This window comes from Aureimonas altamirensis (genome assembly GCF_001463885.1).
Taxonomy (GTDB): Bacteria; Pseudomonadota; Alphaproteobacteria; order Rhizobiales; family Rhizobiaceae; genus Aureimonas; species Aureimonas altamirensis.
Genome location: NZ_BBWQ01000018.1, coordinates 140,049 through 165,810, shown reverse-complemented (window position 1 = coordinate 165,810; position 25,762 = coordinate 140,049). Strand labels below are relative to the sequence as shown.

The following is a 25,762-nucleotide window of genomic DNA, read 5'->3' as shown; positions in this document are numbered from 1 at the left end:
CGTTCACTCCCGTCGAACGCTGTGTCACGCGGCCTTGCGCCTGGCTTCGCCACGCGCCCAGCCTTCCGTCACTTCGGCAGCATAGGCCGCAAAGCGCCCTTCTTCTATGGCCGCGCGGATACCGGCCATGAGTGACTGGTAATAGGCAAGGTTGTTCCATGTCAGCAGCATGCCGCCCAATGCCTCGCTGGTGCGCACCAGATGATGCAGATACGCCCTCGAGTAATCCCGCGTTGCAGGGCAATCCGATGTCTCGTCCAGCGGCGAAGCATCTTCGGCATGGACGGCGTTGCGAAGGTTGATACGCCCGTGCCGGGTGAAGGCCAGACCGTGCCGCCCGGCGCGCGTGGGCATGACGCAGTCGAACATGTCGATGCCACGTGCGACGCTTTTGACGATGTCGTCGGGCGTTCCAACGCCCATCAGATAGCGTGGCTTGTCCACCGGCAGCGAGGGAAGCGTCTCGTCCAGCGTTTCCAGCATGACGTCCTGCGGCTCGCCGACGGCGAGACCGCCGACCGCATAGCCCTTCAGGTTCATTGCGGCCAGCTCGGTTGCGGAGCGGATGCGAAGGTCCGGCTGGTCGCCGCCCTGCACGATCCCGAACATCGCCTTGCCCGGCTGGTTGCCGAAAGCGACGGCGCACCGCTCGGCCCACCGCAGCGACATTTCCATGGCGCGCTCGATCTCGCGCCGGTCCGCCGGCAAGCGCACGCATTCATCGAGCTGCATCTGGATATCGCTGTCGAGCAGGCCCTGAATCTCGATGGAGCGCTCGGGCGTCAGCTCATGGACAGAGCCGTCGACGTGGGAGCGAAAGGTCACGCCCTTCTCGGTCAGCTTGCGCAGCGAGGCCAGCGACATGACCTGGAAGCCGCCGCTGTCCGTCAGGATCGGCCACGGCCAGCGGGCAAATTCATGGAGCCCGCCCAGCCGGCCGACGCGCTCGGCGCCGGGCCGCAGCATCAGGTGATAGACATTGCCGAGGATGATGTCCGAGCCGAGGTCGCGGACCTGCGACAGGTACATGGCCTTAACGGTGCCGGCGGTGCCCACCGGCATGAAGGCGGGCGTCCGCACCGTGCCGCGCGGCATGGTGATTTCGCCGCGCCGCGCCTTGCCGTCGGTGTGGGTGAGAGTGAATGCGAACTCTTGGCTCATGCACGTTCCAGAAGGCAGGCGTCGCCGTAGGAATAGAAGCGGTAGCCTCCGGCGATCGCGTGTTCGTAAGCCGCCCGCATCCGTTCGAGCCCGCTGAAAGCGGAAACCAGCATGAACAGGGTGGAGCGCGGCAAATGGAAATTCGTCCATAGGGCATCCACGGCCCGGAAGCGATAGCCGGGCGTGATGAAGATGTCGGTCGCCTTGCGGAAGGGGTGCAATGTCCCGTCTTCGTCGGCGGCCGACTCCAGCAGGCGAAGCGACGTCGTGCCCACGGCCACGATCCGCCGGCCCTCTTTCCGGGCGGCGTTCAACCGGTCTGCCGTTGTAGCATCGATCTCGCCGATCTCGGCATGCATGCGATGTTGGGCGGTATCGTCGGCCTTTACGGGCAGGAACGTCCCTGCCCCGACATGCAGCGTCACGAATGCAGTCTCGACGCCGCGCTCCTGCAAGTGTGCCATCAGTTCCGGCGTGAAATGCAGCCCGGCTGTCGGGGCTGCCACGGCGCCTTCCTCCCGCGCATAGATCGTCTGGTAATCGGCGCTGTCCTGCGCGTCCACGGCGCGGCGCGCCGCGATATAGGGCGGTAGCGGCAGGATTCCGACTTCGGCGATGGCGGCATCGAGGGCCGCGCCGCTTCTGTCGAAGCGCAGGGTCACCTCTCCGCCGTCGCGCTTGTCGGCGATCGTGGCAGTCAGCGCGCCATCGCCGAACTCCAGCGTCTCGCCCGCATCGATACGCTTGGCGGGTTTGACGAAGGCGCGCCATTCATCGGCGCCAAGGCGCATATGCAACGTCACCTCGACCCGCGCCATGGTGTCGCCCCGCCGCCTGACGCCTGCCAGCCGCGCCGGGATCACCCGCGTATCGTTGAAGACGAGGCAATCACCCGGCCGCAGCAGGTCCGGCAGGTCGCCGACGCGCCTGTCCTCGAAGGCCCCATGAGAAGGCACGTGTAAAAGCTTTGCCGATTCGCGCGGAAGAGCGGGTCGCAGCGCGATCCGCTCTTCCGGAAGGTCGAAATCGAACAGATCGACCCGCATGTCCGTCGCCCTCGAAACTAGAGGTCGGCGGCGACGCGCATGGTCTTGATCGAATCGGGATCGCGCACCGGCTCGCCCCGCTTGATCGTGTCGATGACATCCATGCCCTCGACGACCTTGCCCCACACCGAATATTGCTTGTCGAGCCACGGTGCCCGGTCGAAGCAGATGAAGAACTGCGAGTTCGCGGAATTCGGATTGGCCGTGCGGGCTGCCGATACGGTGCCGCGCACATGCGGCTCGGACGAGAACTCGGCCTTCAGGTCCGGCTTGTCGGAGCCGCCCGTACCCGTTCCGGTCGGGTCGCCCGTCTGGGCCATGAAGCCATCGATGACGCGATGGAAAACGACACCGTCATAGAACCCTTCGCGGGCCAGTTCCTTGATGCGCGCAACGTGGTTGGGCGCCAGATCGGGCCGCAGTTCGATAACGACCTGCCCCTTGCTGGTTTCCAGTACGAGCGTGTCTTCGGGCTTTTCGAAGGTCATCGGCCTTCCTTTCGTTCAGAGTGTGCGCAGTGAATGCCCCATCGCGCAGGCAAGCACAACCGCCGGGAGCATTGCCCGCTGGTTCAGGACGCGTTGCCGACCGTTACCGACAGCATCTTGTCCGGGTCTGCGACGCTGCCGTTCTGGGCCTCGTCGCCCTTCTTGATCTGGTCGACGATTTCCATGCCCGAGACGACGTCGCCGACAACCGTGTACTGGCCATCCAGGAAGTCGCCATCCGCAAGCATGATGAAGAATTGCGAGTTCGCCGAATTGGGGTCCTGTGCGCGTGCCATGCCCACCGTGCCGCGATCGAAGGTCTCGTTGGAGAACTCGGCCTGCAGGTCCGGCAATTGCGAGCCGCCGGTGCCGGTGCCCGTCGGGTCGCCGGTCTGCGCCATGAAGCCGTCGATCACCCGGTGGAAGACGACACCATTGTAGAACCCTTCGGCGGCCAGCTTCTTGATCTGCTCCACATGATGGGGCGCAAGATCGGGGCGAAGCTGGATGACGAACGATCCCTTGTCGGTCGTCACGGTCAACTGGTTGTCCGGATCCGGTTGCTGTGCCGAGGCGGAAAAGGTGAAGGCGGATACGAGGATGCCGGCGATAAGGCCAAGGCGGGCAAGCAGCTTCATGAGGCAGACTCCGGAACTTCTGGAAATTTCGCTTTCAGGGCGGTTACGACATTGGCTGGCACGAATGCCGAAACGTCACCGCCCAGCCCTGCGATCTGGCGCACCAATGTGGCGGTTATGGGCCTGACAGGGGGTGAAGCCGGCAGGAAGAGCGTGTCGATGTCGGCGGCCATCGCGCCGTTCATGCCGGCCATTTCCATCTCGTAGTCGAGGTCGCTGCCGCTGCGCAGCCCGCGCAGCAGGACAGACGCCCCATTGGCGCGCGCGGCGTCGACGACGAGGCCCTCGAACGCGATCACCGCCAATCCAGGCATCTGGCTGCCCACCGCGTCGCGGATCATCGTGACGCGCTCGTCGAAGGTGAAGAGCGGCTTCTTGCCCGGATGCACGCCGATCGCCACGACGACTTCGTCGAACAGGCGCAGACCACGGCGGATGATATCCAGGTGACCGTTGGTTATCGGGTCGAACGACCCGGAGTACAGCGCGCGGCGCGGCTCGTTCATAGCTTCGTAACCCTCATCGCAGGCAAGGCCATCTCGTTAAAATTGGACATATCCGCGAAACCCCTTCGCGAGCAAATCGCGGGCAAACTGCAATCAGACAGGAACATGCATGCGGTTTCGCGGAAGGCGACGCAAGGCGATGGAACCAACGGCGGGTTAACCACGTTTTCCATGCAAATTCGGAGGCTTAGGAATGCTCATCTTCGCATTGTCCATGGCCATGGTCGTCACTCTGCTTACGGCCACCGCCATTACCATACACAACGAAGCGGAGAAGGCGCGCGTCAGAGCCTCCGTCCGCAAGAACCGCGTGATGTACTGATATAGGCAGCCCGCCTGCCGTATTGGAAAAGGGGCCGATCCCATGGACGGCCCCTTTTCCTTGTTCTGAATAGACTCAGCTCTCGCTCGCCGGCTCTCCGGGCTCATCGCCACCGCCGCTCTCGTCCAGCTCGGGTACTTCCTCACCCTGATCGGGTATCCGCTCCACCGATACGACACGCTCGCCATCGGCGGTGTTGAAGATCGTCACACCCTTCGTGGCGCGGCTGGCGATACGAATGCCGTCGACGGGCACGCGGATCATCTGGCCACGATCCGAAATCAGCAGAAGCTGGTCGCTGTCTTCCACCGGGAAACCGGCCACCAGCGGGCCGATATCGCCGATGCGCGATACGTCGGTGGCGCGGATGCCCTTGCCACCCCGCCCGATGGTACGGAAATCGTACGAAGACGAACGCTTGCCGAAGCCGAACTCGCTGATCGTCAGCACGAATTCTTCTGCCGCGCTCAGGAACGCATAGCGCTCCTGCGTCAGTGCAACCTCTTCCGTGGCCTCTTCGTCGGCGACAACCTCGCTGGCCGCCTCGCCCTCGACGGCGCGGCGCATGCGAAGATAGGTGGCCCGCTCGGCCGGCGTCGCATCCACGTGACGCATGATCGCCATGGAGATCAGGCGGTCTCCTTCGGCCAAAGACATGCCGCGCACGCCAACCGAGTTGCGGCCGGCAAACACGCGCACATCCGTGGTGGGGAAGCGGATGCACTGCCCCGATGCCGCCGTCAGCAGCACGTCGTCATCTTCCGAGCAGGTCGCGACCGCAAGGATCTCGTCGCCGGCCTCGTCCAGCTTCATGGCGATCTTGCCGTTGCGGTTGACCTGCACGAAGTCGGACAGCTTGTTGCGGCGCACGGTGCCGCGCGTCGTGGCAAACATGACGTTCAGCGCCTCGGCGGCCTCTTCGTCGTTCGGCAAGGGCAGGATCGAGGTGATCCGTTCGCCCTTTTCCAGCGGCAGCATGTTCACCAATGCCTTGCCGCGGGATTGCGGCGTCGCCAGCGGCAGGCGCCACACCTTTTCCTTGTAGACGATACCTCGCGACGAGAAGAACAGGACAGGCGTGTGCGTATTGGCAACGAACAGCCGGGTGACGGAATCCTCGTCACCCTTCAGCGCCATGCCCGAACGCCCCTTGCCGCCGCGGCGCTGGGCGCGATAGGTGGCCAGCGGCACACGCTTGATGTAGCCGCCATGGCTGACGGTCACGACCATCTCCTCGCGGGGGATCAGATCCTCGTCGTCGAGGTCGGCTGCGCCTTCGCTGAGCTCCGTGCGCCGGGGCGTTGCGAACTCGTCGCGTGCGGCGGCCAGCTCTGCCTTGACGATGTCCCGCACGCGCACGCGCGAAGAGAGAATGTCGAGATAATCGCTGATCTCTTCGCCGAGCTTGTTCAGCTCGTCGCCGATCTCATCGCGCCCGAGCGCCGTCAGGCGTTGCAGCCGCAGATCGAGGATCGCGCGCGACTGCGCTTCCGACAGGCGGTAGGTACCGGCTTCGGTGATCTTGTAGACCGGATCGTCGATCAGGCGGATCAGCGGCTCGACGTCGCGCGCGTCCCAGTCGCGGCTCATCAACTGCTCTCGCGCGGTGGCCGGGTCCGGCGCCTCGCGGATCAGCTTGATGATCGCATCGATATTGGCGACGGCGATGGCCAGACCAACCAACACGTGGGCCCGCTCGCGCGCCTTGCGCAGCAGGAACTTGGTGCGGCGGTTGACCACCTCTTCGCGGAAGGCGATGAAGGCCGACAGCATGTCGACCAGTGTCATCTGCTCGGGCTTGCCGCCGTTCAGCGCCACGATATTGGCGCCGAAAGACGTCTGCAGCGGCGTGAAGCGATAAAGCTGGTTCAACACCACGTCGGACGAGGCGTCACGCTTCAGTTCGATGACGACGCGATAGCCTTCGCGGTCGCTTTCGTCGCGGATGTCGGAGATGCCCTCGACCCGCTTTTCGCGGACCAGGTCGGCCATCTTCTCGATCATCGACGCCTTGTTGACCTGGTACGGCACCTCGGTGATGACGATGGCCTCGCGCTCGCCGCGCATGGTCTCGATATGCACCTTGCCGCGCATCAGGATGGAACCGCGCCCGGTGGCGTAAGCCGACTGGATGCCGGCCCGGCCAAGCACGATCGCGCCTGTCGGGAAGTCGGGCCCGGGGATGATCTCCATCAGCTCCGGCAGGGTGATGGCCGGATTGTCGATCATGGCGATACAGCCGTCCACGACCTCGCCCAGATTGTGCGGCGGCACGTTGGTTGCCATGCCGACGGCGATGCCGCCCGAGCCGTTGACCAGAAGATTGGGAATACGTGCCGGAAGAACCGTCGGCTCGAGCTCGCGGCCGTCGTAATTCTCCTGGAAGTTCACCGTCTCCTTGTCGATATCCTCGAGCAGGGTTTCCGACAGTTTTTCCAGGCGACACTCGGTGTACCGCATCGCGGCGGGCGGATCGCCGTCGATGGAACCGAAATTGCCCTGTCCGTCGATCAGCGGCGCCCGCAGGGAGAAATCCTGCGCCATGCGCACCAGCGCGTCGTAGATGGAGGCATCGCCGTGCGGGTGGAACTTGCCCATCACCTCGCCGACGACGCCCGCCGACTTGCGGTAGGGCCGGTTATGCACGAGCCCCATTTCGGACATGGCATAAAGCACGCGGCGATGCACCGGCTTCAGCCCGTCTCTCACATCGGGCAGAGCGCGGCTGACGATGACGCTCATCGCGTAATCGAGGTAGGAGCGCTGCATCTCCTCTATGATGGACACGGGCTCGATGCCGCTGGGGCGTTCCGCCGGCGGGTTATCCTTACGATCGTCTGCCAAGACGCTTCCTTGCCTACACTTCGATCTTGCGCGCTTATAGCCTGCGGCGCATCGGATTGGCAAATCCGCGATCCCGCATCGGCGGGGATTTCCAACGTTTTTTCAACAACTTATTGCCGCTTGCGTTAGATGATGAAAAAAATGCGCCCCATGGTTGTCGCACGCACCGCATCGAGCGTGCAGGATCGCACTCGCGCTGCCGGCGCGATTCTCGACTGAAGCATTTCCAGCCGAAGCGGAATCGCTTCGGCGTGGGGTAATGCGGCAAGACGAAAGAAGGGAGCTTTCCGGTGAACCCGTGTTCACCGGAAGCGCTGTAGGGGTGTTTTTCGATGGCGGATATGCTGCTGACCGGGTTCATCACCCTTATCGTCATCATCGATCCGCTCGGTCTCATTCCGCTGTTCCTGACACTCACGCCGGGCCGCACCCGGCTGGAGCGTCGGCGGATCGCGCTTCAGGCAAGCGTCATCGCCTTCGTCATCCTGGCCGTCTTCGCGCTGTTCGGGCTTGTCATCATCGAGGCGCTCGGCGTTTCGCTGGGCGCCTTCCGCGTGGCGGGCGGGCTGTTCCTGTTCACCATCGCCTTCGAGCTGGTGTTCGAGAAGCGGCAGCACCGCAAGGAGAAGAGCGCCGGAGAGGCCGTGCCTCACCCGGAAGACGCGGCCAATGTGGCGGCGTTTCCGCTTGCCATCCCGCTGATGGCAGGACCGGGGGCCATTTCGGCCGTCATCCTGTTGTCCGGCAATCTTCCGGGCTTTGTCGGGCAGAGCCTGCTGGTGCTGGTGATCGCGCTGGTCAGCGTCGCGACATTCCTGTTCCTGGCCGTGGCCGACCGGGTAGACCGGCTGATGGGCGTGACCGGCCGTGCGGTGGTAACGCGCCTGCTGGGTGTGCTGCTGGCGGCATTGGCCGTGCAGTTCGTGGCCGATGGCGTGCGCCAGCTCTTTGCGCTCTGACGACGGCGCAAGATCAGGGCTCGGATCGCGCGGCCTAAGGCCTCCGCTTGTGCCGGCCGCTATCGGTTCGCCTTTGCGTCGTCGTACCGGGCCCCTGCTCGCTCGATGTCGGGGCCATACGTCAGCGCCCATGAACACAAGGCCTCGAAAGGCTCGCGCAACGAATGGCCAAGTGGCGTGATCGTGTACTCCACACCGATCGGCGCGGTGGGCAACACTGTCCGCGTGACAAGCCCGTTGCGCTCCAACCGCTTCAGGGCGTCGGCCAGTGCCTTGTGCGTGATCCCGTTCAGACGACGCTTGATCTCGTTGAAACGCGCAGGCTTCGGGCATAGCACGGTAAGGATCAGGATTGTCCACTTGTCCGCAATCCGATCCAGGACGGGCCTGATGCGGACCATTTCGACGCATGCCTGCTCCGACAGACGCTCAAGCTCGGTATCGTCCCGCATATCTAGTCTCTTCAAAGTGCGTTCTTGTGATTAGATAGTCATCGTATATCTGGATGCCATCGCTGAGCAAGGAGACTATGCGATGGCAAGAATCGATAATAAGACCGCCCTCGTGGTCGGAGGCGCAAAGGGGATCGGCCTGGCGGTCGCCGAACGCCTATTGGCCGAAGGGGCAACCGTTTTCCTGACCGGACGACGGGATGACGAAGTTAGCGCTGCCGTGCTGAAACTGGGTGGAAACGTCCATGGGCTGGTTGCCGATGCCGGTGTGCCGGAGGACCTCGAGCGCATCGTCGGCACGGTTGTAGAAGCGCGGGGGCGCTTGGACTATCTGGTTCTGAACGCCGGCCTATCCGAACCGTCCTCGATCCTGGATGAGACCCCTGAGCATTTCGATCGGCATTTCGGGGTGAACGTCCGTGGCATGGTGTTTGGCCTGAAAGCGGCCTTGCCCGCGTTAACTCGCGGATCCTCGGTAATCCTGATGGGATCGATCGCAGACGGGATGGGTATCCCGCCCTACAGCACCTATGCGGCCACGAAGGCGGCAGTCCGCTCCTATGCCCGTTCCTGGGCCAGGGAACTCGCCCCCATGGGTATCCGCGTCAACGTGGTGGCGCCTGGCCCAACGGATACGGCCATGATGGCGGCAGTGCCGGAAGAGGGACGTGCGGCGCTGATCGCGCCAATCCCGCTGGGCCGAATGGCCCGCGCCGACGAGGTGGCGTCCGCGGCGTTTTTCCTCCTCAGCGATGAAGCGAGCTTCATCACGGGCGCGGAGCTCTGCGTCGATGGCGGTATGAGGCAGGTCTGAGACCCGGCGCCGACGGCATCCGCTTCCGGGCCCGTTGCGTCCGGAAGCGGATGGTCTGGTTTTCACCTCGCGATTGCCGGTTTCATGCAATCGCCGAGATGTTTCTGCTTTGTGGATGTAACGCCTTTCGAACCACGGTACCGGCGTCCTGTCCCGTCGCTCAGAACGGGATTTCGTCGTCCATGTCGCCGCCGCGGCCACCGCCGCCGCCGCCGCGCTCGTCATAGCCGCCACGGCCGCCGCCGCTGCCACCGTTTCCGCCGCGATCTTCGTAACCGCCACGGCTTGCGCCGCCGCCACCGCCACCGCGTTCGTAGCCGCCGCCTCCGCCACTGCCGCCTTCAAACGAGGCACCGCCCTCGCCGCGCCCGTCGAGCATCTGTAGCTCGCCGCGGAAACGCTGCAGAACCACCTCGGTCGTGTAACGCTTCTGGCCCTGCTGGTCTTCCCAGGACCGGGTCTGCAACTGACCCTCCAGATAAACCTTCGCGCCCTTCTTGAGGTACTGCTCGGCAACCTTGACGAGGTTTTCGTTGAAGATGACAACGTTGTGCCACTCGGTGCGCTCGCGCCGCTCGCCGGACTGGCGATCGCGCCAGGTTTCGGACGTGGCGATGCGCAGATTGACGACGGCGTCGCCGGAATTCAGGCGGCGTATCTCCGGGTCGGCTCCAAGATTGCCGACCAGAATGACCTTGTTGACGCTGCCTGCCATCGGGATACCTCAGTCTATGAAAATGAATTCGAACGGGGCGGACGCTAGACTATCGCACCGTCCGTTCCAAGCGGCCCGCGCCAGGAAATCCGCCGCGATCCACACCCGTTTGATGCGTGATTGACGCGAACAAAGAAAGAACATAGACAATGGGGCGTCAAGTCTTTTTGACAGATACGTCTTTCAACCCGCCGCCCCATGCCCGATATGGGTGGCACAGGAACCGTTTCCCCCACTATCGGCCGGCCAGATGAAAAACGTCATCTCCATTCGCGGTGCCCGCGAACATAACCTCAAGAACGTCGATCTCGACATCCCGCGCGACAAGCTGGTGGTGATGACGGGGCTTTCCGGCTCGGGCAAATCGTCCCTGGCTTTCGACACCATCTACGCCGAAGGGCAGCGCCGCTACGTGGAAAGTCTGTCGGCCTATGCCCGGCAGTTTCTGGAGATGATGCAGAAGCCGGATGTCGACCAGATCGACGGCCTGTCTCCGGCAATCTCCATCGAGCAGAAGACTACCTCGCGCAATCCGCGCTCCACGGTCGGCACCGTCACCGAAATCTATGACTATCTGCGCCTGCTCTTCGCGCGGGTCGGTGTGCCCTATTCGCCCGTCACCGGACTGCCCATCGAAAGCCAGACCGTAAGCCAGATGGTGGACCGCGTGATGGCGCAGGCCGAAGGCACGCGCTTCTTTCTGCTGGCGCCGATGGTGCGCGGCCGCAAGGGCGAATACCGGAAAGAGCTTGCCGAGCTGCAGAAAAAGGGTTTTCAGCGCGTTCGCATCGACGGCGAATTCTACGACATCGCCGACGCGCCGACCCTCGACAAAAAGTACAAGCACGATATCGACGTGGTGGTCGACCGCATCGTCGTGCGCGACGACATCCAGGCACGGTTGGCCGACTCGCTGGAAACCGCTCTCAAGCTGGCCGAAGGGCTGGCGGTCGCCGAGTTCGCCGACGAAAAGGACGAGCAGGGCAAGCCGCGCCAGCTCGTCTTTTCGGAAAAGTTCGCCTGTCCGGTATCCGGGTTCACCATCCCGGAGATCGAGCCGCGCCTGTTCTCCTTCAACAACCCGTTCGGCGCCTGCCCCGTCTGCGATGGGCTGGGCTCGCAGCGCGCCATCGACCCCAAGCTCATCGTACCGGACGAAAACCGCACGCTGAAGGCCGGCGCCATCGCGCCCTGGGCCAAATCCACCTCGCCCTATTACCTGCAGACGCTGGAAGCGCTGTCGCGGGAATACGAGTTCAAGCTGACCGACAAGTGGTCGGCCCTGCCGCAAAAGGCACAGGATGCCATCCTGCACGGTACGGGCAGCCACAAGATACAGTTCCGTTACAGCGACGGCCTGCGCTCCTACAATGCCACCAAGACTTTCGAGGGGATCGTTCCCAACCTGGAGCGGCGGTGGAAGGAAACCGACTCGGCCTGGTCCCGCGAGGAGATCGAGCGTTACATGTCGGCGACGCCCTGCCCGGCCTGCAACGGGTATCGCCTCAAGCCGGAAGCGCTCGCGGTCAAGATCGCCGAGCGCCATATCGGCGAAGTGACGGAGCTTTCCATTCGCGGTGCGGCCGACTGGTTCGAGGCGCTGCCGGACAAGCTGACCGCCAAGCAGAACGAGATTGCCGTCCGCATCCTCAAGGAAATCCGCGAGCGGTTGAAATTCCTGGTCGATGTCGGGCTCGATTACCTGACCCTGTCGCGCGCCTCCGGTACGCTGTCGGGCGGCGAAAGCCAGCGCATCCGCCTGGCCTCGCAGATCGGATCGGGCCTGACGGGCGTTCTCTACGTGCTGGACGAGCCGTCGATCGGCCTGCACCAGCGTGACAATGCGCGCCTTCTGGATACGCTGAAACATCTTCGCGATATCGGCAACACGGTGATCGTCGTCGAGCACGACGAGGATGCCGTGCTGACGGCGGATTACGTGGTGGATATCGGTCCCGCCGCCGGTGTGCATGGCGGCCAGGTGATCGCCGCCGGCACGCCCGCCGAGGTCATGGCCAACCCGAAATCGCTGACCGGGCAGTATCTTTCCGGCACCCTTGGCGTTCCGGTGCCCGACAAGCGCCGCAAGAAGCAGAAGGGCAAGGCGATCAAGGTCGTCGGGGCGCGCGGCAACAACCTCAAGAACGTTTCGGCGGAAGTGCCGATGGGGCTGTTCACCTGCGTGACGGGCGTTTCGGGTGGCGGCAAATCCACCTTCCTGATCGAAACCCTGTTCAAGGCAGCGGCACGCCGCATTTCCAATGCGCGGGACGTGCCGGCAGAGCATGACCGGGTCGAGGGGCTGGAGCTGCTCGACAAGGTCATCGATATCGATCAATCGCCCATCGGCCGCACGCCGCGTTCCAACCCCGCCACCTACACCGGGGCCTTCACGCCCATCCGCGACTGGTTCGCCGGCCTGCCCGAGGCCAAGGCGCGCGGATACCAGCCGGGGCGCTTTTCCTTCAACGTCAAGGGCGGCCGCTGCGAAGCCTGCCAAGGCGATGGCGTCATCAAGATCGAAATGCACTTCCTGCCGGATGTCTACGTGACGTGCGATGTCTGCCACGGCAAGCGCTACAACCGGGAAACGCTGGACGTAACCTTCAAGGAAAAGTCGATCGCCGACGTGCTCGACATGACGGTGGAAGAGGCTGTCGAGTTTTTTGCCGCCGTCCCGGCCGTGCGCGACAAGCTCGCCACGTTGAAGGAAGTGGGGCTCGGCTACATCAAGGTCGGCCAGCAGGCAACGACGCTTTCGGGCGGCGAGGCGCAGCGCGTCAAGCTGGCAAAAGAGCTTTCACGCCGCGCGACGGGCCGCACGCTTTATATACTGGACGAGCCGACGACGGGTCTGCATTTCCACGATGTGGCCAAGCTGTTGGAAGTGCTCCACTCCCTCGTGGATCAGGGCAACACCGTTGCCGTGATCGAGCATAATCTGGAGGTGATAAAGACCGCGGATTACCTGATCGATATCGGCCCCGAGGGCGGCGACGGCGGCGGCGAGATCGTCGCCACCGGAACGCCGGAGGATATCGTCACCGAGCCGCGCTCGTGGACAGGCCGCTTCCTGAAGGAGCTACTCCTGCGGCGGCCAGCCGGGAAGGCTGAAGCCGCAGAGTGAATGCAGCCGGGCGATAGCCTGGGGTACCAGCCCCGGCAGGTCTTCGGCGATCAGGCCCGGCCCGTACAGGCGCGCGGCAACGCCATGCAGCCACACGGCAATGCAGGCCGCCTCGAAGGGCGGCACGTCGTTGGCCAGTTGCGCACCGACCAGACCGGCGAGCACATCGCCGGTGCCGGCGGTGGCCAGGGCCGGCGTTCCCGTCGCGTTGATGGCGGCGCGGCCGTCCGGCGCGGCGATCACGGTATCGCTGCCTTTCAGCACCACCACCGCGCCGGACCGCGCGGCGGCCATGCGGGCCATATACGGCTTGCCGCGTTCCGGCTCCGCCGCGATGTCGGGAAACAGCCGTGCGAACTCGCCCATATGCGGTGTCAGCACCAGGCGGGCGGCGTTGGTGGCACCCAGCAGGAACAGGTCGGCCGCGTGGTCGCGAAAGGCTGTCAGGCCGTCGGCATCCAGCACCAGTGCGCGGCGCGCTTCCAGTATTGCGGCGGCATAGGCGCGCGCCTTGTCCGCGCTGCCGAAGCCCGGCCCCAGCACGAAGGCGTTCAGGCGCCCATCGGCCAGATGATCGGCCAGTTGGCCGACATCGTCGCAGCGGCGCAGCATGACGGCCGTCAGGTGCGCGGCATTCACCGCCATCGCGCTGCCTGCGGCGAACATCGTCACCAGCCCGGCGCCACCGCGCAAGGCGGCCATCGCGGCAAGGCGCGCCGCACCGGTATGGCTTGGGCCGCCGGAAAAGACGACGGCATGCCCACGCGCATATTTATGGTCCGCCTCGCCGGGCTTCAGCAGGCGATGACGCCATAGCGGCGGCTGGTTGGCAAAGGTTTGCGGCTGGATCTGGTGCAGAACGGTTGCGGGGATGCCGATATCGGCCACCGTCACCTTGCCGCAGAGGGCCGCGCCCGGCTGCAGCAGATGGCCGGGCTTGCGGCGGAAGAAGGTCACCGTCGCCTCGGCCTGTGGCGCACTCCCCAGTACCTGCCCCGTTTCGCCGGATACGCCGCTGGGAAGGTCGATGGACAGAACCCTCGCCTTCCCTTCGCCCAGCCGCCGCACCAGTTCGGCCGCCGCGCCGTCCAGCGGCCGCTGGAGCCCTGCGCCGAAAAGGCCGTCGATGACGAGGGCGAACTCACCCGGCAGGAACGCCTCCGGCGATTCGCTTTGCGACGCCCATTCCGACATTGCCCGGCCGGCGTCGTCGCCTTTTGCCGCGCCAGGCATGAACAGCCGGACGGACCGTCCGCGTGCGCGCAAATAGTGCGCCGCCAGCACGGCGTCGCCGCCATTGTTGCCCGTGCCGGCCAGCACGGCGATGGGGCCACTAGGCGCCATCGCATCTGCCCTATTGGCAACGGCGGCCGCCGCAGCCTGCATCAATGAGTAGCTGCAACCGCCTAATTTGGCAGCCATTTCATCTGCTTGCGCCATTTCTTTCGGCGTAAGCAGACAAATACCGCTAACATCCGCATCATGCCGGTTCATTTTTTGCGCACCTTGCCTATTCTTTTTGCAACAAATTGGTGAAACAACGGGCAGAACTGGCCTTCGGTACTGTAGCGTTCAGCAAGCCGACAGGATAGACAACCTTGAGCCCGCGTGCGCATTGGAGACGACCCGATGAAGAAGATTGAAGCGATCATCAAGCCTTTCAAGCTCGATGAGGTAAAGGAAGCGCTTCAAGATGTCGGCCTTCAGGGCATTACCGTCACGGAAGCCAAGGGCTTTGGCCGCCAGAAGGGCCACACGGAGCTGTACCGGGGCGCGGAATATGTCGTCGACTTTCTGCCCAAGGTGAAGATCGAGGTCGTGCTTGCGGACGAGTCCGTGGCGGCCGCCGTGGAGGCGATCCGCAAGGCCGCCCAGACCGGCCGCATCGGCGATGGCAAGATTTTCGTTTCCAATATCGAGGAAGCCGTTCGCATCCGCACCGGGGAAGTCGGCGTCGACGCGATCTGAGCTCCCGAGCTCGTCCAACATTCGAACATTCCAAACAGGAAGGACTAAAATGACTTCGGCCAATGATGTTTTGAAGCAGATCAAGGATAACGACGTCAAATTCGTCGACCTGCGCTTCACCGACCCGAAGGGCAAGCTGCAGCACGTCACGCTCGACATCGCAATCGTGGACGAAGATCTCTTCTCCGAAGGCACGATGTTCGACGGCTCGTCGATCGGCGGCTGGAAGGCCATCAACGAATCCGACATGGTTCTGATGCCGGATCCCGAGACGGCCCACATGGACCCCTTCTTCGCGCAGTCGACCATGTCGATCTACTGCGACATCCTCGACCCGATCTCGGGCGAGTCCTACAACCGCGATCCGCGCAGCACGGCCAAGAAGGCCGAGGCCTATCTGCAGCAGTCCGGTATCGGCGATACGGCGTTCTTCGGCCCGGAAGCCGAGTTCTTCATCTTCGACGACGTCCGCTACAAGGCCGACCCGTACAACACCGGCTTCAAGCTGGACTCGACCGAGCTGCCGTCCAACGACGACACTGAGTACGAGACCGGCAATCTCGGCCACCGTCCGCGCGTCAAGGGCGGCTACTTCCCCGTGCCTCCGGTCGATTCCTGCCAGGACATGCGCTCCGAGATGCTCACCGTGATGGCCGAAATGGGCGTCTCGGTCGAGAAGCATCACCACGAAGTGGCGGCAGCCCAGCACGAGCTCGGCATCAAGTTCGACACGCTCGTCCGCAACGCCGACAAGATGCAGATCTACAAGTATGTGATCCATCAGGTCGCCAACGCCTACGGCAAGACGGCCACGTTCATGCCGAAGCCGATCTTCGGCGACAACGGCTCGGGCATGCACGTCCACCAGTCGATCTGGAAGGGCGGCAAGCCGACCTTCGCCGGTAACGAGTATGCGGGCCTGTCCGAGACGGCGCTGTTCTACATCGGCGGCATCATCAAGCATGCCAAGTCGCTGAACGCATTCACCAACCCGTCCACCAACTCGTTCAAGCGTCTGGTGCCGGGCTACGAGGCACCGGTTCTGCTGGCCTATTCGGCACGCAACCGCTCGGCTTCCTGCCGTATCCCGTTCGGCCAGTCGCCGAAGGCCAAGCGCGTGGAAGTTCGCTTCCCCGACCCGACGGCAAACCCGTATCTCGCCTTCTCGGCCATGCTGATGGCCGGCCTCGACGGCATCAAGAACAAGATCCATCCGGGCTCGGCCATGGACAAGGATCTGTACGACCTGCCGCCGGAAGAGCTGAAGGAAATCCCGACCGTCTGCCGCTCGCTGCGTGAGGCGCTGGAAGCCCTCGACAGCGACCGCGACTACCTGAAGGCCGGCGGCGTGTTCGACGACGACCAGATCGATGCCTTCATCGAGCTCAAGATGGCTGAAGTGCTGCGCTTCGAAATGACGCCGCACCCGGTCGAGTTCGACATGTACTACTCGGTCTGATCGTCAGGCCTAGCTGAAGCATCAAAAGCCCCGGTCGCGCCTGCGTGGCCGGGGCTTTGTCATTCTCCGCCGAACACGCTCAGCAGCACCGCAAGGCCCAGGCCGGCATAGAACTGCAGGCTGGCATCGGCAAAAAAATCGATGATCGAAGACATCACACACCTCCCGTAGGGCCGGTCTTGCATGCCGGCTCGCTGAACGGCGAAGCGGGGCGCGTGTCCGCGCGGATGTCTGGCATTGGCTACACGAACGAGCAGCCTCCTTCGCCATCCATAAGTATAGCGCAACTGTTTGCTGAGGCAACTTTGGCTTCTACTGCGCGAAAACCCAGTTCAACGTATCGCGCCAGTCGACCATGCGGATCGGCGTGCCGTGGCTGCCTGTCTCGAACCCGACGAAGCGGATCGGGTAGCCCGGGAACGCGGCTGCAACCTCATCCGTGACATGGCGCTGCAAGTCGAAATCATAGACCTTGTCGGCCGAGCCATGGGCAATCAGCGTCGGCAGCGGCCGTCCACCCCGAGCCTTCATCGCGGCGCGGACATCGCCCGTCGAACTCTGCCCGCCCAGCAGGACAAGACCCGAAAGAAGGCTTGCCTGACGCCCCTCCGCGATCGACCAGCACAGCCGCCCGCCCATGGAGCCGCAGGCCACCACGATGCGCGCGGACGGATGGCGCGCGGCGATCTCCGCAACGAGGCCCGACGCCCGCTTCTGGTCCGCCTCGGCGAACAGGCCCGCGCTCATGGTCATGTACAGCCCACCGGAGCGTTGGGCGATGTTCTTGAGCCGGTTGAAATTGCCGCCGAACGTCCAGTCGTTCATGCCGAGGCGGCGGTCGCCGCCCTTGCCATGGATAAAAAGCACGACGAAGGCGGGATCGCGCCTGACGCCGGCCAGCGACACCTCGACCGGGCCGGCCTCGGTGTGCCAGGTTTCGTCGGTCTGGCGACGCGTCGGAGACAGGTCCACATAGTCGCGCCGCACCCGCCGTTCCGGAACCTGGTCGCGCCGGTCGATATCGATCTCTGCCGTATAGGGAACATCCAGGACGCGCCCGCCCTTCAGGCTGGCCGTGCCTTCCCGGTAGGCGAACAGCGCGTCCTTGTAAGGCGCGATGCTCTGGCCTGCCGCAGGCAGGCTGCCCGCCGGGATGGCCAAGGCCGCAAGGGCCAGCGCCGGCAGAAACGAGGAACGACGTCGTGGCACGGCTTCTCCGGGGAATCATCTGGCTTTCGGCCACAGAGTGGCGGCTGGGGCCGCGCTTGTCGAGACGCAGGGGCAGCCGACGAAAACCGTGGAAAAGCGCATGTTTCCAAGCTTTTGCCACCTGAAATAGCAGCGTTGCGCTTGTAGAACATTTCGTGAAAGTATACCCAGAGACATGCGGATGGAGGCGGGTGCGAAAGGTTTGGCATTGCGGCACGAAGGTGGGGCACGGATATGAGCGACGATCTGTTTTCCGGTTCCGCCGCGCGCGTCGTTCCAGTGTCTGACGCCTCCGCCCAGAAGCCGCGCGCGCCGCAGCGTGCCCCGCAGGCCCCATCCGACAGCGACTATACCGCCGCCGATATCGAGGTGCTGGAAGGGCTGGAACCTGTCCGTCGACGCCCGGGCATGTATGTCGGCGGCACGGACTCCAAGGCGCTTCACCACCTGTTCGCCGAAGTCATCGACAATTCGATGGACGAGGCGGTGGCCGGCCACGCCACCTTCATCGAGGTCGCGCTGGACACGCAGGGTTTCCTGTCCGTCACCGACAATGGGCGCGGCATTCCGGTGGACCCGCATCCCAAATACAAGGACAAGTCGGCACTCGAAGTCATCATGACCACGCTGCATGCCGGCGGCAAGTTCGACTCCAAGGTCTATGAAACCTCCGGTGGCCTGCATGGCGTCGGCGTATCGGTGGTCAATGCCCTGTCCGATGTGCTGGAGGTGGAGATCGCGCGCAACCGCCGGCTCTACCGGCAAAGCTATGCGCGCGGCGTTGCCACAAGCACCCTCCAGGAGGTCGGCGAGGTACAGAACCGTCGCGGTACGCGCGTGCGGTTCCGCCCGGACAGCCAGATCTTCGGCGAAGGGGCGACGTTCGATCCGGCACGGCTGTTCGCCATGGCGCGGTCCAAGGCCTATCTGTTCGGCGGGGTCGAAATCCGGTGGTCCTGCGATCCGGCCCTTCTGGGCGAAGCCGAAGTTCCGCCCAAGGCCACCTTCCACTTTCCCGGCGGCCTGAAGGACTACCTCGAGACGAGCATCGGCTCCGAGCATCGCGTGACGACGCAGGTGTTTTCCGGCCGCACGCAGAAGGCGTCCGGCCACGGCGCGGTGGAATGGGCGGTCTGCTGGACGGCAGCGGACGGCGCTGTCCGCTCCTACTGCAACACCATTCCCACGCCGGAGGGCGGCACGCACGAGGCCGGACTGCGCAGCGTCCTGCTGCGCGGCATCAAGGCCTTCGCGGAGGTGTCCGGCAACAAGCGGGCCAGCGTCATCACCGCCGAAGACATCATGGTGACGGCCTCGGCCATGTTGTCGGTCTTCATCCGCGAGCCGGAATTCGTCGGCCAGACCAAGGATCGCCTGGCCACCGGCGAAGCCCACCGCATCGTCGAGAACGCCATCCGCGACAGTTTCGACATCTGGCTTGCCAGCTCGCCGCAGGATGCCGCGCGCCTGATCGACTGGGTGGTCGAACGCGCCGACGAACGGCTTCGGCGGCGCGCCGAAAAGGAAGTCAGCCGCAAGACCGCAACGCGCAAGCTGCGGTTGCCGGGCAAGCTGGCCGACTGCTCGCAGAACGGCGCGGCGGGCGCCGAACTCTTCATCGTCGAGGGCGACTCGGCCGGCGGTTCGGCCAAGCAGGCACGTGACCGGACCCGTCAGGCCATTCTGCCGTTGCGCGGCAAGATATTGAACGTCGCCAGCGCCGGCCGCGAAAAGGTGGGCGCCAACCAGCAGCTCGCCGATCTTATCCTGGCGCTCGGCTGCGGGACGCGCGGCAAATACCGCGAGGGCGACCTGCGCTACGAGCGCGTCATCATCATGACCGACGCCGATGTGGACGGCGCGCATATCGCTTCGCTTCTCATCACATTCTTCTTCCAGGAAATGCCGGAGCTGATCCGCGGCGGGCACCTGTTCCTGGCCGTACCGCCGCTTTACAAGCTCAGTCAGGGCGGCAAGACGATCTATGCCCGCGACGATGCCGACCGAGAGCGGCTGATGCAGCGCGAGTTCAAGGGCAAGGGCAAGGTAGAGATCAGCCGGTTCAAAGGCCTTGGCGAGATGCTGCCCGGCCAGTTGAAGGAAACCACCATGGACCCGCGCAAGCGCACGCTGTTGCGGGTCGAAATGGACGACCTTCCGGAATCCGGAACCGCCGGCGCGGTGGAAGCCTTGATGGGAAACAAGCCCGAAGCCCGTTTCCGCTTCATTCAGGAGCGGGCCGCATTCGTCGAAGATCTGGACGTCTGATCATGAAATCACGCATTTTGCCCGCTTTCTCCCTTGCCTGCCTGCTGGCCATGCCGGCCTTTGCGCAGGAGGCCACACCTGACGCCGCCGAGCCGCAGCAGGCCGCGCCGTCGCAAACGGCCCCGCAGGCGGCAGCCGCCCTGGAACTGGATCAGCTCTCGCCCTACATCACCGATGTGCAGGTGCTGGGCCCCTGGGCCGACGGCGACAGGAATGGCGTCTGGCGTACGGCTTTGCTGCAGGCGGCCGGAGACCCGAACGGCAACCGCTTCTTCGTGCAGCAGATCTTGGAGAATGAAGGGCAGCTTTCGGTATTGACGACGACAGAGATCACGGAAATTGCCGGGCTCAACGGCGCCATCGTCAATTATCGCGCGGACGAGCCGTCGGAAGATGCCCCCTCCACGCTGTCTCTCTTCCTCGACATCGTACCGCTGGACGGCGAGATCGCCGAGACATACGAGCTGTTCGTCACTCCCGGCGAACCCTATACGTTCGGCCCGGCATCCAATTGAAGCCTGATCCGGTCATAGATCGCACTTAAGAAAAACCGGCAGATCGTGCCGGTTTTCCAATTGGCTTACCGTATTCCGCCGCTCTTAATGTTGCGACAACTTGACATTTGGGGCTTGCAGTTCTATGGCCGGTGCGAATGCATATGCCTTCCCCAACCTTGTCTTCGACCATTGAGATCAAGAGATTAAACCCCTTCATGCCATTTTCAGAGCTGGGACTTAGCGCCAAGGTTCTCGAGGCCGTCGAGAAAGCCGGATATTCGGAGCCCACGCCCATCCAGGCGCAGGCTATCCCGCATGCCCTGCAACGCCGCGACGTGCTGGGCATCGCCCAGACCGGAACGGGCAAGACGGCATCTTTCGTGCTGCCCATGCTGACCCTGCTGGAAAAGGGGCGCGCCCGGGCCCGTATGCCACGGACGCTGATCATCGAGCCGACGCGCGAGCTGGCGGCCCAGGTCGAGGAATCCTTCGAGAAATACGGCATCAACAGCCGGCTGAACGTCGCTCTGCTGATCGGCGGCGTCTCTTTCGAAGATCAGAACCGCAAGCTGGAGCGTGGCGTCGACGTATTGATCGCGACGCCGGGCCGGCTTCTCGATCATTTCGAGCGCGGCAAGCTTCTGATGACCGGCGTTGAGATCCTCGTCATCGACGAGGCGGACCGGATGCTCGACATGGGCTTCATTCCGGATATCGAGCGCATCTGCAAGATGATCCCTTTCACGCGGCAGACGCTTTTCTTCTCGGCCACGATGCCGCCGGAAATCACCCGTCTGGCCGACCAGTTCCTGCAGAACCCCGTGCGCGTCGAGGTGGCAAAGCCCGCCTCAACCGCGCTGACGGTGGAGCAGAAGCTTGTTGCCACCGCTTCCAAGGATTACGACAAGCGCGACCGGCTGCGTGGCCTGATCCGCGATGAGGGCGAGACCCTCACCAACGCGATCATCTTCTGCAACCGCAAACGCGATGTCTCCACCCTGTTCCGCTCGCTGGACAAGCACGGTTTCTCGGTTGGCGCCCTGCATGGCGACATGGACCAGCGCGCCCGCACGATGACGCTGCAGGCCTTCCGCGACAACAAGCTGACGCTGCTGGTGGCATCCGACGTTGCGGCGCGCGGTCTGGATATTCCCATGGTCAGCCACGTCTTCAACTTCGACGTGCCGACCCATGCGGAAGATTATGTCCACCGCATTGGCCGCACCGGCCGGGCCGGTCGGTCCGGCAAGGCATTCACGCTCGTCACGCGTGAGGACGGCAAGTACCTGGATGCCATCGAGAAGATGATCTCCAAGGATATCGAATGGCTCGATGGCGACCTGTCGACCGTTTCCGAAAGTGCGGACAGCGGCGATAAGCGCGGCAAGCGGGGCACCCGCAAGGCCAGCGGCTCATCCGAGCGTGGCCGTGGTTCCGGCAGCTCTTCCGAGCGCGGCCGTGGCAGGGGTGCGAAGCGCGACACGCCGGTGGACGAGCCTGCCGAGGCGCTGGACGCGCCGGTGGAGGCCTCTGAAGAGCCCGCCGCCAAGCCTGCAAAAGTCGAGCGTGGGGACAAGCCTGCCGAAAACGCACGCCGCAAGCCGGAGCCTGCTAACGCTCACGCCGCACCGCGCCCGCAGGAGCCGTCCCGTAATGGCCGCCACCGCGGCGGCAACGACCATGGCAACGAGCCGTCCCCGGTGGGCTTCGGCGAGGAGATCCCCGCCTTCATGCTGATCCGCACCGGCGCCTAAATCGGCCTGACAGGCTGAACGAATAAGCGGCAGGAGCCTTCCGGGCTCCTGCCTTTTTTGTCTTATCCGGCTTTCGCCGCTTCGGGCGCCTTGTCGACCATGCGGGCCAGTTGCGTGGCGATGACGGCGGCACCGTTGAGACGCTGTTCCGGCTTTGGCCAATCCCGCATGAAGACGATGGACTGATCGGGCCGGATCTTGGCGGACACGCCCTGCTCTCCGATGAAGCGCACGAGCGCCGCCGGATTGGCGAAGTTCTTGTCGCGGAACTGCACGACGACGCCCTTGGGCCCTGCATCCAGTTTCTCGACATTCGCCTTGCGGCACAGCGCCTTGATGAAGACCACCTTCAACAGATGGTCCACCTCTGGAGGTAGCGGGCCGAACCTGTCGATCAATTCGGCGCCGAATGCGTCGATCTCCTTGGCGTCGGCCAGATCCGCCAGCCGCCGATACAGGGTCATGCGCAATTGCAGGTCGGGGACGTAGCTTTCCGGAATCATGACCGCAGTGCCGAGCGTGATCTGCGGCGACCACATGCCGTTCGTCTCAGGCTCCTCGCCCTTCATCTCGGCGACGGCCTCTTCCAGCATCTGCTGGTAGAGCTCGAAACCGACTTCCTTGACGTGTCCGCTCTGCTCCTCGCCCAGGATGTTGCCGGCGCCGCGCTGGTCCAGATCGTGGCTGGCAAGCTGGAAGCCGGCGCCCAGCGTGTCCAGCGACTGCAGAACCTTCAATCGGCGGTCGGCGCCCGCCGTCGGCGTCTTGTTGGCCGGAATGGTCATGAGCGCATAGGCGCGCTGCTTGGAGCGGCCGACGCGCCCGCGCAACTGGTAAAGCTGCGCCAGGCCGAACATGTCCGCGCGATGCACGATCATGGTGTTGGCCGTCGGGATATCCAGGCCAGACTCCACGATGGTGGTGGACAGCAGCACATCGTACTGCCCCTCGTGGAAGGCATTCATGATGTCGTCGAGTTCGCCCGCCGGCATCTGCCCGTGCGCCACGGCCACCTTCAGCTCGGGGACCTGCTCGTCCAGAAATTCCTTGATACCGGCCAGGTCCGCCAGGCGCGGCGCGACATAGAAGCTCTGTCCGCCGCGATAGCGCTCGCGCAGCAGGGTTTCGCGCACGACGAGCGGATCGAAGGGCGAAACGAAAGTGCGTACGGCCATCCGGTCCACCGGCGGTGTCGTGATGAGGGACAGTTCGCGCACGCCGGTCAGCGCAAGCTGCAGCGTGCGCGGGATGGGCGTTGCCGACAGCGTCAGCACATGGATGTCGGACTTCAGTTCCTTCAGCCGTTCCTTGTGCTTGACGCCGAAATGCTGCTCCTCGTCGATGATCAGCAGACCGAGATTCTTGAAGTCGACGGACTTGCCCAAAAGGGCGTGCGTGCCGACGACGATGTCGACCGTACCTTCCTGGATGCCCTTCTTGGTGGCCGCCAGCTCCTTGCCGGTTACCAGCCGCGAGGCCTGCGACACGGTCAGCGGCAGGCCACGGAAACGCTCCATGAATGTCTTGTAGTGCTGGCGCGACAGAAGCGTCGTCGGAACCACCACCGCAACCTGCAAGCCGTTCATCGCGGCAATGAAGGCTGCCCGCAGCGCCACTTCCGTCTTGCCGAAGCCCACATCGCCGCAGACGAGGCGGTCCATCGGCCGGCCGGCGCCAAGATCGTCGGCCACCGCCTCGATGGCGCCCAACTGGTCATCCGTCTCCTCGTAGGGGAAACGCGCCTGGAATTCGTCCCACAACCCTTCGGGGGGCAACAGCTTGGGCGCGCCGCGCGTCTGGCGTACGGCAGCAATGCGAATGAGTTCACCCGCCATGTCCAGAAGCCGACGCTTGAGCTTGGCCTTGCGCGCCTGCCATGCGCCGCCGCCGAGCTTGTCCAGATTGGCTTCGGACCCCTCGCCGCCATAGCGCGACAGAAGCTCGATATTCTCGACCGGCAGGAACAGCCGGTCGTCTCCGGCGTAACGCAGCTCGACGCAATCATGGGGGGCGCCTGCCGCCTCGATCGTGCGCAGGCCGACGAAGCGCCCGATGCCGTGATCGACGTGGACGACGATGTCGCCCTCGGCAAGGCCAGACGCCTCGCTGATGAAGTCCGATCCGCGCTTGCGCCGCCGGGCGCGGCGGATCAGCCTGTCGCCGAGTATGTCCTGCTCGCCAACAACGGCGATGCGCTGGGTTTCGAAGCCGGCTTCCACGCCAAGGACGGCGGTGGCAACCGTGTTCCGGCCGATCTCCAGAGCTTGGCTCAGCGTGTCGACGGGCTTGATGTTGCCCAGACCATGCTCTTCCACGATCTGGGTGAGCCGGTCTCGCGATCCTTCCGTCCAGGCGGCCAGGATCACCTGCTTGCCGTCTGCCCGCAGCCGCGAGATATGGTCCACCGCCGCGGAAAACACATTGACGTCGCCGGCCTGCCGCTCTCCCGCGAAGGTGCGGCCGCGCGTCACGTCGAGGTTCAGCGTATCGGCGCCGCCGGCGTCGGTTTGCGCATAGGCCGACAGGCGCACGGGCGCGGATGCCGCGATCCGGTCGGTCAGCTCGTCCATCGGAAGGTACAATTCGTCCGGGGCGATCGGATTGTAGGGCACGCCCCCCGCACTCTCGGCGGCGATGGATCGACGCCGCGCCTCGTAATAATCGTCGATCAGCTTCCGGCGCTCGCCCGCGGCCTCGGTCAACAGATGGTCGAGTACGATCGGAAACCCGTCGACATAATCGAACACGGTCTCGAGACGCTCGTAAAAGAGCGGCAGCCAGTGTTCCATGCCGGCGAAGCGCTTGCCCTCGGAGATGGAGGCGTAAAGCCCATCCTCGCGCGAGGGCGCGCCGAACCTGCGCACGTAATTGCTGCGGAACCGCGAGATCGAGTCCTCGCGCAGCGAAACCTCCGACACCGGCGCAAGCTCGAATGTCTTGCGGGTGCCGGTACTGCGCTGCGTGGCAGGGTCGAAGCTGCGGATCGTCTCCAGCGTATCGCCGAAGAAATCCAGGCGCACCGGTTCGTCCTCGCCGGGGGCATACAGGTCCAGTATGCCGCCGCGCACCGCAAATTCGCCGGCCTCGCGCACGGTGGTGACGCGCTCGAACCCGCCGAGCTGCAGCGCATCCACGATCTGCTTCATCGGCACGCGGCCGCTGGCTTTGGCGCGGATCGTCTCTTCCATCAGCGTCGACAGCGGCGGCATGCGTTGCAGAAGGGCGTTCGCCGTCGTCAAAATCACGGCGCGGTGCGGCTGGGCGCGCAATTCGCCAATGGCCGTCATCGCAGCAAGGCGGGTGGCCGCCGTGCCCGAAGACGGGCCGACGCGGTCGTATGGAAGGCAGTCCCAGGCGGGAAGCGTCAGGACAGGAAGATCCGGTGCGACGAAGCGCAAGGCATCCTCGACCTCTCCCATGGAGCCGCCATCGCGCATGACGAAGACGATGGGCCGGTCACCGCCCCGGTGGCGGGCGATCTCGGCCAGAATGAAAGGTACATAGCCATCCAGCACGTTGCCGATGGTCAGCGCAC

At 64.2% G+C, this 25,762-nt stretch carries 20 protein-coding genes; 9 read left to right on the top strand and 11 right to left on the bottom strand.

Going from position 1 to position 25,762, the window contains the following annotated elements; genetic code table 11:
- Window positions 1-24: 24 nt before the first annotated feature.
- The 5 genes from tgt to coaD all read right to left on the bottom strand — a co-directional run bounded on the left by tgt (window position 25) and on the right by coaD (window position 3,839).
- Window positions 25-1,161, bottom strand: coding sequence for a tRNA guanosine(34) transglycosylase Tgt (gene tgt / locus AUL31_RS13615; protein ID WP_060607494.1), 1,137 nt, complete (start codon window positions 1,159-1,161; stop codon window positions 25-27).
- Complete coding sequence (gene queA / locus AUL31_RS13610; protein WP_060607491.1) at window positions 1,158-2,207, bottom strand: tRNA preQ1(34) S-adenosylmethionine ribosyltransferase-isomerase QueA; 1,050 nt, start codon at window positions 2,205-2,207, stop codon at window positions 1,158-1,160. The genes tgt and queA overlap by 4 nt, the downstream gene beginning before the upstream one ends.
- A 17-nt stretch (window positions 2,208-2,224) precedes the next feature.
- Window positions 2,225-2,695 (bottom strand): peptidylprolyl isomerase, encoded by a 471-nt coding sequence (locus tag AUL31_RS13605; protein ID WP_060607488.1) that lies wholly within the window; start codon window positions 2,693-2,695, stop codon window positions 2,225-2,227.
- 83 nt (window positions 2,696-2,778) lie between these two features.
- The gene (locus tag AUL31_RS13600) at window positions 2,779-3,333 is read right to left on the bottom strand and encodes a peptidylprolyl isomerase (protein WP_060607483.1); all 555 of its coding nucleotides are present in this window, start codon (window positions 3,331-3,333) and stop codon (window positions 2,779-2,781) included.
- A complete protein-coding gene (gene coaD, locus AUL31_RS13595; protein ID WP_060607482.1) occupies window positions 3,330-3,839 on the bottom strand; it encodes a pantetheine-phosphate adenylyltransferase in 510 nt (169 codons plus the stop codon). Before coaD ends, AUL31_RS13600 begins: the two co-directional genes overlap by 4 nt.
- A 193-nt stretch (window positions 3,840-4,032) precedes the next feature.
- Here coaD and AUL31_RS20805 point away from each other — a divergent pair, with 193 nt between their 5' ends.
- Entirely contained in the window at window positions 4,033-4,161 is a 129-nt protein-coding gene (locus tag AUL31_RS20805; protein ID WP_269757790.1) for a hypothetical protein, read from the top strand.
- A gap of 75 nt (window positions 4,162-4,236) precedes the next feature.
- Here the strand turns inward: AUL31_RS20805 and gyrA are convergent, their stop codons facing one another.
- Complete coding sequence (gene gyrA / locus AUL31_RS13590) at window positions 4,237-7,005, bottom strand: DNA gyrase subunit A (protein WP_073469277.1); 2,769 nt, start codon at window positions 7,003-7,005, stop codon at window positions 4,237-4,239.
- Window positions 7,006-7,337: 332 nt separating this feature from the next.
- On the opposite strand from gyrA, the gene AUL31_RS13585 reads away from it, so the two are divergent.
- Window positions 7,338-7,964: a MarC family protein gene (locus tag AUL31_RS13585; protein ID WP_060607479.1), complete on the top strand. Its 627-nt coding sequence runs from the start codon at window positions 7,338-7,340 to the stop codon at window positions 7,962-7,964.
- 59 nt (window positions 7,965-8,023) lie between these two features.
- Here AUL31_RS13585 and AUL31_RS13580 read toward each other — a convergent pair whose 3' ends face one another.
- Window positions 8,024-8,416: a winged helix-turn-helix transcriptional regulator gene (locus tag AUL31_RS13580; RefSeq protein WP_060607477.1), complete on the bottom strand. Its 393-nt coding sequence runs from the start codon at window positions 8,414-8,416 to the stop codon at window positions 8,024-8,026.
- Window positions 8,417-8,498: 82 nt separating this feature from the next.
- On the opposite strand from AUL31_RS13580, the gene AUL31_RS13575 reads away from it, so the two are divergent.
- The gene (locus tag AUL31_RS13575) at window positions 8,499-9,230 is read left to right on the top strand and encodes an SDR family NAD(P)-dependent oxidoreductase (protein WP_060607474.1); all 732 of its coding nucleotides are present in this window, start codon (window positions 8,499-8,501) and stop codon (window positions 9,228-9,230) included.
- 160 nt (window positions 9,231-9,390) lie between these two features.
- Here the strand turns inward: AUL31_RS13575 and ssb are convergent, their stop codons facing one another.
- Window positions 9,391-9,945, bottom strand: coding sequence for a single-stranded DNA-binding protein (ssb, locus tag AUL31_RS13570; RefSeq protein ID WP_060607470.1), 555 nt, complete (start codon window positions 9,943-9,945; stop codon window positions 9,391-9,393).
- A 250-nt stretch (window positions 9,946-10,195) separates the two neighbouring features.
- Here ssb and uvrA point away from each other — a divergent pair, with 250 nt between their 5' ends.
- The gene (gene uvrA / locus AUL31_RS13565) at window positions 10,196-13,072 is read left to right on the top strand and encodes an excinuclease ABC subunit UvrA (RefSeq protein ID WP_060607466.1); all 2,877 of its coding nucleotides are present in this window, start codon (window positions 10,196-10,198) and stop codon (window positions 13,070-13,072) included.
- Here uvrA and AUL31_RS13560 read toward each other — a convergent pair.
- The gene (locus AUL31_RS13560) at window positions 13,028-14,566 is read right to left on the bottom strand and encodes an NAD(P)H-hydrate dehydratase (protein WP_244489410.1); all 1,539 of its coding nucleotides are present in this window, start codon (window positions 14,564-14,566) and stop codon (window positions 13,028-13,030) included. The genes uvrA and AUL31_RS13560 overlap by 45 nt on opposite strands.
- 135 nt (window positions 14,567-14,701) lie before the next feature.
- Here AUL31_RS13560 and AUL31_RS13555 point away from each other — a divergent pair, with 135 nt between their 5' ends.
- Both AUL31_RS13555 and glnA read left to right on the top strand, forming a co-directional pair.
- Window positions 14,702-15,040 carry a P-II family nitrogen regulator gene (locus AUL31_RS13555; RefSeq protein WP_039196266.1) on the top strand — a complete coding sequence of 113 codons (339 nt, stop codon included), beginning with the start codon at window positions 14,702-14,704 and terminating at the stop codon, window positions 15,038-15,040.
- A gap of 49 nt (window positions 15,041-15,089) precedes the next feature.
- Window positions 15,090-16,499 (top strand): type I glutamate--ammonia ligase, encoded by a 1,410-nt coding sequence (gene glnA, locus AUL31_RS13550; protein WP_039196268.1) that lies wholly within the window; start codon window positions 15,090-15,092, stop codon window positions 16,497-16,499.
- 312 nt (window positions 16,500-16,811) lie between these two features.
- Here glnA and AUL31_RS13545 read toward each other — a convergent pair whose 3' ends face one another.
- Complete coding sequence (locus AUL31_RS13545; protein ID WP_060607464.1) at window positions 16,812-17,708, bottom strand: alpha/beta hydrolase; 897 nt, start codon at window positions 17,706-17,708, stop codon at window positions 16,812-16,814.
- Window positions 17,709-17,942: 234 nt separating this feature from the next.
- On the opposite strand from AUL31_RS13545, the gene parE reads away from it, so the two are divergent.
- The 3 genes from parE to AUL31_RS13530 all read left to right on the top strand — a co-directional run bounded on the left by parE (window position 17,943) and on the right by AUL31_RS13530 (window position 22,227).
- Window positions 17,943-19,976 (top strand): DNA topoisomerase IV subunit B, encoded by a 2,034-nt coding sequence (gene parE / locus AUL31_RS13540; RefSeq protein ID WP_060607462.1) that lies wholly within the window; start codon window positions 17,943-17,945, stop codon window positions 19,974-19,976.
- 2 nt (window positions 19,977-19,978) lie between these two features.
- A complete protein-coding gene (locus AUL31_RS13535) occupies window positions 19,979-20,491 on the top strand; it encodes a hypothetical protein (protein ID WP_060607460.1) in 513 nt (170 codons plus the stop codon).
- Window positions 20,492-20,688: 197 nt separating this feature from the next.
- A complete protein-coding gene (locus tag AUL31_RS13530; RefSeq protein WP_060607458.1) occupies window positions 20,689-22,227 on the top strand; it encodes a DEAD/DEAH box helicase in 1,539 nt (512 codons plus the stop codon).
- A 62-nt stretch (window positions 22,228-22,289) separates the two neighbouring features.
- On the opposite strand, the gene mfd is transcribed toward AUL31_RS13530, so the two are convergent.
- Window positions 22,290-25,664 (bottom strand): transcription-repair coupling factor, encoded by a 3,375-nt coding sequence (mfd, locus tag AUL31_RS13525; protein WP_244489418.1) that lies wholly within the window; start codon window positions 25,662-25,664, stop codon window positions 22,290-22,292.
- Window positions 25,665-25,762 lie beyond the last annotated feature (98 nt).

Excerpts from the sequence above, each read along its gene's own strand:
- tgt (WP_060607494.1), bottom strand. The coding sequence starts at position 1,161 with ATGAGCCAAGAGTTCGCATTCACTCTCACCCACACCGACGGCAAGGCG.
- queA (WP_060607491.1), bottom strand. The coding sequence starts at position 2,207 with ATGCGGGTCGATCTGTTCGATTTCGACCTTCCGGAAGAGCGGATCGCG.
- AUL31_RS13605 (WP_060607488.1), bottom strand. The coding sequence starts at position 2,695 with ATGACCTTCGAAAAGCCCGAAGACACGCTCGTACTGGAAACCAGCAAG.
- AUL31_RS13600 (WP_060607483.1), bottom strand. The coding sequence starts at position 3,333 with ATGAAGCTGCTTGCCCGCCTTGGCCTTATCGCCGGCATCCTCGTATCC.
- coaD (WP_060607482.1), bottom strand. The coding sequence starts at position 3,839 with ATGAACGAGCCGCGCCGCGCGCTGTACTCCGGGTCGTTCGACCCGATA.
- AUL31_RS20805 (WP_269757790.1), top strand. The coding sequence starts at position 4,033 with ATGCTCATCTTCGCATTGTCCATGGCCATGGTCGTCACTCTGCTTACG.
- AUL31_RS13585 (WP_060607479.1), top strand. The coding sequence starts at position 7,338 with ATGGCGGATATGCTGCTGACCGGGTTCATCACCCTTATCGTCATCATC.
- AUL31_RS13580 (WP_060607477.1), bottom strand. The coding sequence starts at position 8,416 with ATGCGGGACGATACCGAGCTTGAGCGTCTGTCGGAGCAGGCATGCGTC.
- AUL31_RS13575 (WP_060607474.1), top strand. The coding sequence starts at position 8,499 with ATGGCAAGAATCGATAATAAGACCGCCCTCGTGGTCGGAGGCGCAAAG.
- ssb (WP_060607470.1), bottom strand. The coding sequence starts at position 9,945 with ATGGCAGGCAGCGTCAACAAGGTCATTCTGGTCGGCAATCTTGGAGCC.
- uvrA (WP_060607466.1), top strand. The coding sequence starts at position 10,196 with ATGAAAAACGTCATCTCCATTCGCGGTGCCCGCGAACATAACCTCAAG.
- AUL31_RS13560 (WP_244489410.1), bottom strand. The coding sequence starts at position 14,566 with ATGAACCGGCATGATGCGGATGTTAGCGGTATTTGTCTGCTTACGCCG.
- AUL31_RS13555 (WP_039196266.1), top strand. The coding sequence starts at position 14,702 with ATGAAGAAGATTGAAGCGATCATCAAGCCTTTCAAGCTCGATGAGGTA.
- glnA (WP_039196268.1), top strand. The coding sequence starts at position 15,090 with ATGACTTCGGCCAATGATGTTTTGAAGCAGATCAAGGATAACGACGTC.
- parE (WP_060607462.1), top strand. The coding sequence starts at position 17,943 with ATGAGCGACGATCTGTTTTCCGGTTCCGCCGCGCGCGTCGTTCCAGTG.
- AUL31_RS13535 (WP_060607460.1), top strand. The coding sequence starts at position 19,979 with ATGAAATCACGCATTTTGCCCGCTTTCTCCCTTGCCTGCCTGCTGGCC.
- AUL31_RS13530 (WP_060607458.1), top strand. The coding sequence starts at position 20,689 with ATGCCATTTTCAGAGCTGGGACTTAGCGCCAAGGTTCTCGAGGCCGTC.
- mfd (WP_244489418.1), bottom strand. The coding sequence starts at position 25,664 with ATGCGCGATGGCGGCTCCATGGGAGAGGTCGAGGATGCCTTGCGCTTC.